9 protein-coding genes are annotated in these 13,107 nt (G+C 42.7%); 8 read left to right on the top strand and 1 reads right to left on the bottom strand.

Going from position 1 to position 13,107, the window contains the following annotated elements; all coding sequences use genetic code 11:
• The first annotated feature begins 35 nt into the window (after positions 1-35).
• From dnaA to B3R91_RS03575, 6 genes are all read left to right on the top strand, one after another.
• Positions 36-1,481, top strand: a complete 1,446-nt coding sequence (gene dnaA, locus B3R91_RS03600; RefSeq protein WP_286796518.1) for a chromosomal replication initiator protein DnaA — start codon at positions 36-38, stop codon at positions 1,479-1,481.
• Between the two features lie 190 nt (positions 1,482-1,671).
• On the top strand, positions 1,672-2,847 hold the full coding sequence (dnaN, locus tag B3R91_RS03595) for a DNA polymerase III subunit beta (protein WP_286796517.1): 1,176 nt from the start codon (positions 1,672-1,674) through the stop codon (positions 2,845-2,847).
• 72 nt (positions 2,848-2,919) lie between these two features.
• Positions 2,920-4,179, top strand: a complete 1,260-nt coding sequence (gene recF, locus B3R91_RS03590; protein WP_286796516.1) for a DNA replication/repair protein RecF — start codon at positions 2,920-2,922, stop codon at positions 4,177-4,179.
• 658 nt (positions 4,180-4,837) lie between these two features.
• Entirely contained in the window at positions 4,838-7,372 is a 2,535-nt protein-coding gene (gene gyrB / locus B3R91_RS03585) for a DNA topoisomerase (ATP-hydrolyzing) subunit B (protein ID WP_286796541.1), read from the top strand.
• 132 nt (positions 7,373-7,504) lie between these two features.
• The gene (locus B3R91_RS03580) at positions 7,505-8,986 is read left to right on the top strand and encodes a DUF6880 family protein (protein ID WP_286796515.1); all 1,482 of its coding nucleotides are present in this window, start codon (positions 7,505-7,507) and stop codon (positions 8,984-8,986) included.
• Between the two features lie 59 nt (positions 8,987-9,045).
• Positions 9,046-9,654 carry a manganese efflux pump MntP family protein gene (locus B3R91_RS03575; RefSeq protein ID WP_286796514.1) on the top strand — a complete coding sequence of 203 codons (609 nt, stop codon included), beginning with the start codon at positions 9,046-9,048 and terminating at the stop codon, positions 9,652-9,654.
• 115 nt (positions 9,655-9,769) lie between these two features.
• Here the strand turns inward: B3R91_RS03575 and rlmF are convergent, their stop codons facing one another.
• Positions 9,770-10,822: a 23S rRNA (adenine(1618)-N(6))-methyltransferase RlmF gene (gene rlmF, locus B3R91_RS03570; RefSeq protein WP_286796513.1), complete on the bottom strand. Its 1,053-nt coding sequence runs from the start codon at positions 10,820-10,822 to the stop codon at positions 9,770-9,772.
• A gap of 242 nt (positions 10,823-11,064) precedes the next feature.
• Here rlmF and B3R91_RS03565 point away from each other — a divergent pair, with 242 nt between their 5' ends.
• Together B3R91_RS03565 and B3R91_RS03560 are read left to right on the top strand one after the other, a co-directional pair.
• On the top strand, positions 11,065-11,871 hold the full coding sequence (locus B3R91_RS03565; protein WP_286796512.1) for a crotonase/enoyl-CoA hydratase family protein: 807 nt from the start codon (positions 11,065-11,067) through the stop codon (positions 11,869-11,871).
• A 33-nt stretch (positions 11,872-11,904) separates the two neighbouring features.
• Entirely contained in the window at positions 11,905-13,068 is a 1,164-nt protein-coding gene (locus B3R91_RS03560) for a MalY/PatB family protein (RefSeq protein WP_286796511.1), read from the top strand.
• The last annotated feature ends 39 nt before the right edge of the window (positions 13,069-13,107 follow it).

Genomic DNA, 13,107 nt, shown 5'->3' with positions numbered 1-13,107 from the left:
ACCGATTACCTTGGACTATGGGGTTAGTATTTTTCATGATTGATACAGCAACTATTTGGGATAAATGCCTAAACGACTTACGTTATCATGTTAAAGATAATGTCTTTACGATGTGGTTGAGACCGTTATCTGCTCATCAAGAAGCCAATAGCTTGATTATTCTTGCTCCTAATGATTACTTTGTAACCTATATCAAAAAGAATCATTTACACGACATCGAGCAGTTGGTTGCTAAACATAGCCAAGGTAGTATTGAAGCCGTTATTGTACGTGTTGATAATGCTGGCCGTGAGATGGTTGATAGTAATCTGGCCCAGTCAGGCTCATTGTTTGAAGAAGACCAGCCCTCCCCTACCCCTGCTGATTACAATTTTCAAAGTACGCATAATGATATTGCTAGAGCAGATATTGATGCCAATATGCGTCATGCAGAACTGATCGAGTCTGCCGATGCCAAATCATTAAGCTATCTAAATCCTGACTTCACCTTTGAAACCTTTGTCACTGGTAAGTCTAATAACTTGGCTTATAAGGCCTGTTACGAGCTTGGAAAACGCCAATCAAAAAATCGGCACAATCCTTTATTTATATATGGGCCTTCTGGTTTGGGAAAAACGCATTTAATGCATTCTGTAGCGCATCGCTATTTAAAAAATGATCTAAGTTTTTATTATTTTACTTCCGAAAAATTTATTAATCAGTTAGTTTATTCATTAAGAAATAATAAAATAGAAGATTTTAAAAAGAAAATAAAAAAAGTAGATTTATTAATTGTAGATGATATTCATGTATTAGCGGGCAAAACAAAAAGTAGCAATGAGTTTTTGACCTTATTTGCAGATTTTACCAGCGGTGATAAGCAACTGATTTTGGCATCAGATCGGCATCCATCACAAATGACGGAGTTTGACGAGCGTTTCAGGTCGCGCTTTTCTTGGGGCTTGACGGTTGCAGTAGATCCACCTGAGATAGACACTCGAGTACAAATTTTACAAAGAAAGGCGGCATCGTACGGCATGAGCCTGCCTAAAGAGTGTGCCCTATTCATCGCTCAAAACGTGGTTTCTAATGTCAGGCGATTAGAAGGTGCATTAAACCAAGTGTTTGCCAATGCCAACTTGACGGGAGCGCCCATTACACTTGAGATGGTGCAATACGCCCTAAAAGACATCGTTGCGATGCGCGTGCAAGCGGTAAATATGGATAATATTCGTAAAGTGGTCGCCGAATACTACGATGTAAGCGTAAAAGATATCATGGGTCGTAAACGTACGCGCAGCATTGCTAGACCACGACAAATAGCGATGGCGTTATCACGCGAATTAACCAGTGATAGCTTTCCTGAAATTGGTCAGTCATTTGGTGGACGCGACCACACGACAGTGATGCATGCTTGTGATAAGGTCAATGAGCTACGCGCCGCTGACCCCGCGTTTGATAAGGATTACAAAACGCTTGCCTTGATGTTGCAAGCGGGTTAGAAGCTTATGGCGTCATAATGTTGTCACGAGTCGATATGATTTATAATATTTTAATGATTAGCGGACAGAAGCTGTATGGATTATCATCAGTAGACAAGGTATTATTAAGCCATTATTTTAAAACCCTATGATTTAAAAACGTATAAAAATTCTTTTAATAAGAGCAACTAATAAACAAGAGTAACTAAGCATGCAATTATCGATTAATCGAGAGTCGTTACTAAAAGCCATTAATTTGATTGCCAAGGCCGCCGATAAGCGCCACAACATGGTTATCTTGGGCAATATTAAGCTGCAATTGTCTGAGGCGGCGCTTATTTTAACTGCCTCTGATTTAGAAGTAGAGCTGACATCGACATTAAAATTGCCTGCTGGTGCCTGTATTGAAGCAGGTACCACTACATTACCTGCCACAAAGCTCAGAGACATCTGTAAATCATTGCCCACGCAAGCACAAGTTAATCTGACCACTCAAGAAAATGAGCGCTGCCTGCTGACCAGTGGTAAAAGTCGTTTTACTTTAGGCACATTGCCAAGTGAAGACTATCCAAGTCTTGGTAATCCTGAAAATATCACACCTTTGACCATCAGTCGCAGTCGTTTGACCGACTTAATTCATAAAACTCAGTTTGCAATGGCCATCCAAGATGTGCGTTACTATTTGACCGGTATGCTATTTGATGTTTCCCAGCAGCAGTTAACTACAGTTGCGACCGATGGACACAGATTGGCGTTAGCGCGTAGTGTTATTGATGTCAGTAGCGACTTAAATATGCAAGCGATTTTGCCGCGTAAAGCGGTGATTGAGCTTGAGCGTTTGGCTTCTGAGCTGGGAAAAATGCTTGGTGATAAAGACAATGCTGTGACACTGAGCTTTGGTCGTGAGTTTTTGCAAGTAAGCTTACCCTTCGGTGATGTGGATAGTACAGGGCAGGTGAGTGATAATCTAATGGTTACCTTTACCGCGCGTCTTATCGATGGTAAATTCCCTGATTATCGCCGCGTCATGCCAAGCAATACCGATAAATTGGCACTATTTAACCAAGAAAAAATGACTGATGTGCTGCGCCGTGTGGCAATTTTAAGTAATGAGAAATCTCGCGGTGTGGTGTTTAATTTTGCCAGCGATGGTATGGTAGAAGTACGCGCTAATAATGCTGAGCAAGACGAGGCAGTCGAGATGTTACAAGCAAAATATCAAGGCGAGCCGATGGAACTGTCATTTAATGCGGCATATTTGCAAGATGTCTTGGGCGTGATTCAAGGTGATTTACAAATGCATATGAGCCAATCCAATGCCTCAGTACTGGTCAATCAGCTCAATGATGACTTCCATCAGTATGTCATTATGCCCATGCGTATATAAATTGGCTACCTTATAAAATAACGAACTTTTGCTTATTAGATAATGAGCGTAATATAGGCGGCTGTCACCCTTATGATTGAACGTCTACAGATCTCACACCTGCGTAATCTAACCCAGATCAGTTTAAATACTGCTGCTTGCAACGTTATTATCGGTGCAAATGGCAGTGGCAAAACCTCGTTACTTGAAGCGATATTCTTGCTTTCAAGAGGCAAAAGCTTCCGTCATCATCAGCCTAAACGCTATATTCAGCACCATCAATATGCGGCAATTGTTCATGCCAGACTCAATGATGGCAGTACCTTAGCTATTCAAAAGCAAGCGGATGCAACGACGGTTCTACGGCTGAATCAAACCACGGTTTATAACCAAAGCATCTTAACCGAGCAACTACCCACATTACTGATAGATCCGTCGTCGATGGATATGTTAGAGCAGGGCAGTGCCAGTCGCCGGCAGCTATTAGATTGGCTAGTGTTTCACATGAAACAGGGTTTTCATCCGCAATGGGTCGCCTATCAGCGTTTATTAAAACAGCGCAATAGTTTGCTAAAAAAGAGTCGTCACCTGACGCAAGTGCAGCTTGCTGAGTTAAAATCATGGGACAAAGGGCTTGCTAGTCATGCGGCGCTTATTCATCATTATCGTGAGCGGGTCTTTAGCGACTGGCAGCCTTACTTTGCGAAGAGTATCACGCAGTTATTACCTATCTATGCTGAGCAACTAAGTTTAAGCTATAACGCCGGCTACGACACCAATATCCCTTTAGATATCCAGCTTAACGAGCGTTTGGAGCAGGATTTGCAGCTGGGTTATACACGGATAGGTAATCACCGCGCCGATATTCATGTGCATTGGCGCTCTAGTGATTTATCAGAGCCTGCTAACAACGAGGCAGACAGCAGTGCGAGAGCAGTATCAAAAACCATAGAAAAAGCAGACACTGCGGCCAAACTACCGACTATAAAAGAACAAGCCGCTAACGTTCTCTCTCGCGGCGAGAAAAAACTGTTAATTACCGCTCTACGCTTATCACAATTGCCGTTATTGCTTAATGAAAACACTTCTACCCATGCGATAGAAAAAGACAATAGCAGTGTTATTTTGCCGAATGACCATAACAAAGCGCGAACTACGCCAGTAGTGCTACTAGACGATATTACCGCTGAACTTGATGCTAGGGCGATAGATATTCTGTTGTCGACTTTGGCGCAGCTACCATGTCAGGTATTTATGACCAGCTTAACCGACGATATTTTACCTTTGGTGTATGAGTATTGGTCAGAACCTAATTTGTTTCACGTGAAACAAGGAAGCCTAATACGTTTATAAAAAATGCTTTTATAAACTGGTTTCGATGTTGAATATCAGCTAAGTTTGGCTTCATTTTTATCAACCACGCTTCATATCTTCCGCAAAATTTCATTACTATGCTTATGTGTTTAGCAGAAAAGTGGCCTTTCTAAAATACTTGCTTAATACCAAGAAAACTGTCAGTAAACAGTGACTTAGCGCTAGAAAAATGTTAAAATAGAGCTTTATTTTTGCCCTGTTCTCAGCAAGTTATCTTATAAAGTTTTATCAGTATTGTTTAAGGGTTGCTTGATAATATTCAGCTTCTAAGTGCCTGATAGATATATGCTTATTTCTAAGCTGTTTTAATGAAGCGTGAAAAAATTGACAGTGTATATTAAAAACAGTCTTTGAGAAATTGGCTGTATTTAAGTCCACTTGTCTAATACTGTTTTTATCTTCTTTTAAACGACTCCTGATAAAGCTTTTGCTAACTCTATAACTACATATTTTGACCATAAAACGTTAAATCTAAGATAACGTCGTCGAGCGTTGCCATTGTGGTGAGCAGATGACACACAGCTGATAATGGCTAGATTAAGGAATGCACATGAGTGATTCATTACCTACCGACCACGAACAATTGATGAGTGACAGCGCTGTAGAGATTACTGCGCCTGCTGCCGTCCCTGAAGGAATGCCCTCTGATTATAGCTCCAAAGATATTCGTGTATTGCGCGGACTAGAAGCGGTGCGCGTACGTCCGGGTATGTATATTGGTGATACCGATGATGGTACCGGCTTGCATCATATGGTCTTTGAGGTGGTGGACAACTCTATCGATGAGGCGCTGGCTGGTCATTGCGACCAAATTGATATCATTATCCATGAAGACGAGTCGGTCAGTGTCATGGATAACGGTCGCGGTGTCCCTGTGGATATCCATCCAGAAGAAGGGGTATCGGCAGCGCAAGTCATTATGACCGTACTGCACGCTGGTGGTAAGTTCGATGACAACAGCTATAAAGTATCGGGCGGCCTACACGGCGTTGGGGTTTCGGTTGTAAACGCCTTATCTAAAAAGCTTGAGATGAATATTTGGCGCGAAGGCTATCATTATCATCAAACCTATACCGATGGCGTTCCTGATGCCAATATTCAGCAGATGGAAGCGACCAACAAAACTGGTACGCAAATCCGTTTTTATCCGAGTAACGATGTCTTTACTGGTACCATTTTTGAGTACGATATTTTAGCCAAACGCTTACGTGAGCTATCATTCTTAAACTCTGGTGTGCGCATTGTCCTAACCGATGAGCGCATTGATAAGCGTCATGAGTTTGAGCATAAGGGCGGCTTGTCTGAGTTTGTCAGCTACATCAATGCGGGCAAAGACGGCATCAACGAAGTTTTCCATTTCACCAGCGAGCAAGACGATGGCATCAGTGTCGAAGTGGCGCTACAGTGGACGGATACCTATAACGAAAAAGTATTGTGTTTTACCAATAATATCCCGCAGCGCGATGGTGGGACGCATTTATCTGGCTTCCGCTCAGCTTTGACGCGCGGACTTAACAGCTATATGGATCGCGAAAACTTATTCAAAAAAGAGAAAATCGTCGCCACGGGTGATGACGCGCGTGAAGGTTTGACAGCGATTGTCTCGGTAAAAGTGCCGGATCCTAAGTTTTCCAGTCAGACCAAAGATAAGCTGGTTTCAAGCGAAGTGAAATCTGCCGTTGAGTCGGCCATGCATGATAAGTTTAACGACTATTTGCTTGAAAACCCAAGTGCTGGTAAAGCAATTGCCAATAAGATTATCGATGCCGCGCGTGCGCGTGATGCGGCGCGTAAAGCCCGCGAGATGACCCGCCGTAAAACCACGCTAGATATCGCAGGCCTGCCGGGTAAATTGGCGGATTGCCAAGAAAAAGATCCCGCATTGTCAGAGCTTTATATTGTAGAAGGGGATTCTGCTGGTGGTTCAGCCAAGCAAGGTCGTAGCCGTAAGACCCAAGCAATTTTGCCCCTAAAAGGTAAGATTCTTAACGTTGAGCGTGCTCGTTTTGACAAAATGCTGTCATCTGCTGAAGTCGGTAACTTGATTACCGCGCTTGGTTGCGGCATTGGCCCGGATGAATATAATCCGGACAAAGTACGCTATCATAAAATCATTATCATGACCGATGCGGACGTCGATGGTTCGCATATTCGTACGCTGCTGTTGACCTTTTTCTTCCGTCAAACGCCAGAATTGATTGAGCGCGGTTATATTTATATCGCCCAGCCACCACTTTATAAAGTAAAAAAAGGTCGTCAAGAGCTGTATTTAAAAGACGATGAAGCCTTAAAAGCGTATTTATTATCCTCGACAATCGATAATACTAAGTTGCATATCAGTGCTGATGCGCCTGCTATTACTGGGCAAGCGCTTGAGACCTTGCTCAATGATTATAACCAAACCCAGCTTATCAAAGCGCGTTTGCAGATTCGTTATCCAGCGGTATTATTGGATGCATTGACCCATACGCCGAAGCTTAGCACCGATATGACTTATGATAAGTCAGCGATGGAAGCGTGGAAAACGTCATTACAAACGCAGCTTGAGCACTTTGGTAGTGATTTAAGTCCGGAGATTGAACTGGTCAATATTCATGCGCCGCAACCAAAGAATATGGATGCTGCCGCTGCTGATTTATTGGGTATGACCGCAGTGGTGGAACCTGAGGAAGGTGAAACGTCTGCTGATGACAGTGATTCTTTATCTGCCAAAGCGCAGTGGTTACCGCGTATCACTGTTTATGTGCATCAACTGGCGCATCATTATCTGCTAGATGCCAGCTTTATCAATTCAGGCGAGTATACCAAGCTGCTGCGCTTATCCGCTGAATGGAATACCTTGCTTGCAGAAGACGCCTTTATCCGCCGTGAAGCAAGCGCAGGTACGACCAAAGACATCCCAGTACGCGATTTTGATTATCTCTGGCAACAAATGATGCTTGAGGCGCGTCGTGGTTTGGCGATTCAGCGTTATAAAGGGCTGGGCGAGATGAACGCTGATCAGCTTTGGGATACCACCATGGATCCTGAAAACCGCCGTATGTTACGCGTGACAATTGAAGATGCGATTGCCGCTGACCATATGTTTACCTGCCTAATGGGTGACCATGTCGAGCCACGTCGCATTTTCATTGAAGAGAATGCGCTGACCGTGTCTAATTTAGACATTTAGCTTTTAGTTTATAGACCTTGAAGTTATAGTTTTGAAGTTTGAATATAATTGTTTATTGGTATAAAGTCATCTTGCTCGCAAGGTGGCTTTTTTCATGTGAAATATTATCAATAAAGTAGTGAAGGGAATACTATGCTAAACGCAGAACAAAAGAAGTATTTGTCACAACTATCAAAAAAGACCTTAATTGATTTTGTCTCTGAGGTGTATGGTATAGATAAAATGCTCGATAAAAAAATTGAGCGTCTGCTATTACAATCAGATAAACCTAAACTTATAAAAAAGTTAACCACTACACTAAAAGGACTTAGAAGACGAAGGAAGTTTGTAGATTACTGGGAATCTAGTGAATTTGCTACTGAGCTTCAGCACTTAGCCAGCGATATAATGAGCCTTTATCCTGCGCAACCACGAGAGTGCTTGACGTTACTTGAGTTATTTATAGAGTCTACTAATGCTAGCCTAGAACGTGCTGATGATTCCAACGGTTATATCGGTGATATTTATAGGAGTTTGACGTCATTTTGGCTAGCAGTGGCTAGCACTTGCTATGAGCAAGAAAAGCGAGACATACCTGTTGATGAGCGCGATATACTCAGTCAAGCTTGGATAAAGAAAGTAAAAGTGCTGGCTGACGATAATGATTATGGTACCAAAGATAGTTTATTAGAAAATATTGATCAACTGTTATCTGAGACTGAGATACGTGGATTGATCGGTGATTATCAACAAGAGCGTGAGAATATCCAAACAAAAAAAGCAATTAAAGATACGCTCAATGAAAGGCAAAACAGCCCTTTAAGTGATGATGCTTTTTCAATTAACTATGAAAAAATGGTAATTGAGATCGCCATAAAAAACCTAACAAGGGCGCTAGGTGATGTGGGTTTTTTTGAAACCATATTCTTTGAGATGCAAGAGACTAGACCGGTTCATCCTCGAAGATTAGAAGAGTTGCTAACATTTCTGCTAAATCAAAGAGCTTTTGATAAGGCATTACACTACTTAAATGAAGAGTGGCAAAGCGATGGTCTGTTAGATAAGATCAGACGTTTGGATTGGCTGAGTCACATATATCACATGCAAAAAGATACCGACGCGCTCATGGAGGTGCTAGGCGAGGCGTTTGAGCTACAATCAACCCCTTCGCGGTTAAAAGCTATCATGGCTGTGGCCAGTCCTGCTCAGCAATCTAAGTGGCGAAAAAGAGCTTATGAGCTGGCAGAACAACAAGAAAATGTATTTATGGCCACATCGCTACTGCTAGAAATAGGAGAGATTGAGCTTGCTAATGAGGTTGCAGTTGCCCGTCATTCCCAGTTTGCTGATGTGCATTATACAGATCTCACAAGCATGTTAAAAGATTTGCCAACTAAGACAGATTTACTTCAAGTTATTATTTATCGCACTTTACTTAACGATATTCTAGACAGCTCTCGCAGCAAAGCTTATGGTCACGCGGCTCGCTACTTCGATCGTCTAACCAGGCTTGATACGGTTATTAGTAAATCGTCTAAGCCTTACAGTGAACTTGCGTCCCATAAAGAATATGTCTTTACCCTTAAAGACAAGCATGGTAAAAAGCGTAGTTTTTGGGAAAAGGTAAACGATTAGATTGATGTAGTGTTTCACGTGAAACTTATGGCAGTAAGCGGAAATAAGCGAAGAATAAAATGATTGAAGTTATATTACTTGCCATTGCTCTTGCGATGGATGCGTTTGCTGTTGCGATTGGGCTAGGGGCTAAATCACAAAAACAACATCATCGTTATGTGTTGCATTTGGCAATTTATGCGGGCTTGTATTTTGGCATTGCGCAGGGCGTGATGCCGTTGATCGGTTATTTATTGGGCGCCGCTTTATTAGGCTGGTTGGCTGCGGCTGCACCTTGGATAGGCGGGTTTATCCTTATCGGTCTTGGCGGAAAAATGCTTTATGAAGTGTTTTTTGGAGATGGAGAAGAGGTTGTAGATAAAGCCCTGCATATAAATAGTGAGACAGTTTCTGTAAATGACAGCCTAAAGAAAAATATCAATCATCGCACCATGTTTACCCTTGCGATAGCGACCAGTATTGATGCCATGGCAGCTGGCTTTACGCTGAATTTGTTGGCGCTTAATGCGTGGCTAGCCTGTTTGATTATCGCTATTATTACTGCTATTTTTAGCGTTTTTGGTGTTTATTTGGGTAAAAAATCAGGTACGTATCTTGAGGATAAGGCGGAAGCGCTTGGCGGATTTGTACTTATACTCATTGGCTTAAAAGTGATTTTCTTTAGCTAGTTTATTAACCTCAAGTTCTTACTTATAAGAAAACCGCCTTGATAAACAAAGCGGTTTTTTTTTGTTTCACGTGAAACGTTAAATAAATATTTTTTAGATAGTCATTTTTTATTAATTACGCTTCGTCAATATTAAAGCGCCACGCTAGAACACGGGTGTTCTTTTGACCTTGGCTCATCTCGATGATGCGCATTTGGGCAACATCAAGCTGTTTTAATAACAGTTGTAATGGTTTCACGTTCTCTGACTTTGACACCAAGCTGGTAAACCAGCCAACGTGCTCGGCAAAATCTTGACTTTCTTTTATCATTTTGGTCAAAAAGGCAATTTCGCCGCCCTCACTCCACAACTCTTTATGCTGACCACCAAAGTTGAGATTTTGCGCAGCATTTCCAGCCTTGGTTGAATGGCGGCTGATTTGCTCGTTTTCATTCTTACCACGATGGCGTTGCAGATTATGCTGCTTGCGGGTATTAGCTTGCATCGCTTCTTCTAATGACGCATGAAACGGTGGGTTGCAAACGACCACATCGAAGTAATCTTGACGACCGATGATGTTTTTAAAAATAAACTTAGGCTCAGGCTGTAGTTTTACTTTAACGGCACTTTTTAGCTTTGGGTTGGCTTCGCAAATCAGCGCGGCGGTATTGACTGAAATAGGGTCAATGTCGCTCGCGGTAAAGCGCCAACCATAGCTTTGGCTACCGATAATCGGATAAATCGCACTGGCCCCGGTACCAATATCAAGGGCGTGAATTTCTTTACCCGTCGGCGGTGTGTTGTCGTCATTAACGTGCGTGGTTTGCGCCAGTAAATCAGCAATATAATGGATGTAATCGGCGCGACCCGGTATCGGCGGGCAGAGATAGCCTTCTGGAATATCCCAAAACTTCACGCCATAGTAATGCGCGAGCAACGCTTGATTGAGGACGCGTACCGCCTCACTATCAGAGAAGTTAATCGTCGGCTCACCTTTCGGGTTAGTGATGGTGTGCTTAGCCAATTCAGGCAGGGCACGGGTCAATAGCGCAAAGTCATAGCGCCCTTGGTGCGGATTGTGCGGGTGTAGCTTGCCGAGATTTTTGGCGGTCTCAGGTGAGCGATTGCGATGAGTGTTAGCATTTACTCTACGGGCGTTTGATGTATTTGTGCTGGGCTTACTGGTCATAGTTTCGGACTGCGATGTTTGAATATAATCACCCAGTTTAGCAGATTTCACGCCCGTCTATCGGTTTATCCATGGCTACTGATTTGCCTATAGCAAATAAGAATCGCAATCTGCCTGAGTGCGTATATCTGTCCTTGCGTTATCGCATGGGGGTGTCTATATTGAAACTAAGCCAAATGAGCATAAAGCGGCTATTTTATAAGCGCAGCAGATGACAAAAATGCATTTAAAAGGATAAAAATATGACAACGGAAAGTAATAAACCCAGTACCGATAACCGCATCACCTATGAAACTGACGGCTATATCTGCCTAATCGGGCTCAATCGTGCCGATAAACGCAACGCCTTTGATAGCCATATGATTAAGCAATTATCCGAAGCACTGACGCGTTATGAAAACGACGAGAACTTACGCTGTGCGCTCATATTTGCCCATGGTGAGCACTTTACCGCCGGACTTGATCTAATGGAGTTGCAAGATAAGTGGGATAAAGGCGCGTTTGAGTTTAATGATAATGAGATTGACCCATGGGGAATCGGTGGCAAATTACGCAGCAAACCTGTGGTCGTCGCGGTACAAGGAACCTGCTTTACCGCTGGCATTGAATTAATGCTAAATAGTGACGTTGTTATCGCAAGTGATAACTGCAACTTTGCACAAATGGAAGTCCAGCGCGGTATCATGCCGTTTGGCGGCGCAACGGTACGTTTCGTCGCAGCAGCAGGTTGGCAAAAAGCCATGCCGTATTTGCTCACTGGTAAAGCCTTTGGTGCACAAACTGCGGATAGTCTAAATCTGGTCAGTGAGGTAGTCGAAAGTGGCGAAGAATATAATCGAGCAATGACTATTGCTCAAGAGATATGTAAAGCGGCTCCGCTTGGCGTACAAGGATTGCTGTCCTCAGCACAAGATGCCAGTCGGAATGGCGCAAAAGCGGCTTTAGCCAATATTCATGGCTATCTGCCGTCTTTATTTTATTCAAAAGATGCGAAAGAGGGAGCGATGGCGATGGTTGAGAGAAGGGAAGCTGAGTTTCAGGGACGTTAGTTATTCAAAGATTTTCCCCTTAGGAGAATAGTGGTGCAATACAACTTCGATGAAATAATTGATAGACGTAATACTGGTTCAGTTAAATGGCATTACTTTGATGACACGATTCCGCTATGGGTGGCGGATATGGACTTTAAGGCCGCACAGCCTATTTTAAACACGATTGAGCAAGTTACGCAGCATGGCATATTGGGTTATACCAAACCGACTGCGGCTTTGTATGAGTCAATTATTCAATGGCATAGCAGTCGTTATGGCTTGCTACTCGATAAGCAGAATATCTTGTTTTCGCCGGGCGTTGTGCCAAGCCTAGCGCTGATGATGAACGTCTTTACTGAAGTAGGCGATGCGGTACTGGTTAATGACCCCATTTATACGCCTTTTATGACTAAGGTTGAGCAAAATGGTTGCGCGCTTGTGACATCGCTATTAAAAGAAGTCGATGGTAAATATCAGTTAGATTTGGCCGATATCGAAGCTAAAATTATCGAGCATAAGGTAAAGTTATATTTGTTGTGCAATCCGCACAATCCTGGCGGACGCGTGTGGACGACCGATGAGCTTGAAGCGTTACTGGCACTTTGCAAAAAATATGATATGGCGATTGTCAGTGATGAGATTCATCAAGATTTAACCTTGAGTGGTTATACTTTTACGCCTTTTTTTAAATTGGCAGAAGCAGCAGGTTACGCGCATAACGTCGTTAGTCTAACCTCAATGACCAAGACCTTTAATGTAGCAGGTATCAAAGGCTCGATGATCTTTGCTAAAGATAATTCATTAATCAAAAAAATAAGTCAGCAGCAACAGTTAAATGATGAATATGAGCTCAATTTATTTGCTTATGAAGTAATGCGTAGCGCTTATGAAAATGGTGGAGGATGGCTAGAGCAGGCACTTAATTATATCGAAGCCAATATTGACTTAGCCATTAGCTTTTTAGAGCAGTATCTGCCTGACATTAAGGTCATGCGTCCAGAAGCCTCGTATTTGATTTGGCTAGATTGTTCGGCTTATGCACAAGATAATCAGAAGCTCTATGACAAGCTGCGAGCTGCTAAAGTTGAGCTCAATGCGGGTATTAAATATGGTAATGAAGGGCACCTTAAAATGCGCCTGAATGTGGCGTGTCCTAAATCGCTATTGATAGAGGGATTAAATCGTGTTCATAGCGCTTTAAATAGCACTCCTTAAACAATAAGGACGGTTAACCAGTTACGAAAGTCAAAATGC

Origin of the sequence: Psychrobacter sp. UBA6291 (assembly GCF_002439405.1) — a bacterium.
GTDB lineage: Bacteria > Pseudomonadota > Gammaproteobacteria > Pseudomonadales > Moraxellaceae > Psychrobacter > Psychrobacter faecalis.
This window is presented reverse-complemented; position numbering and strand designations above follow the sequence as displayed.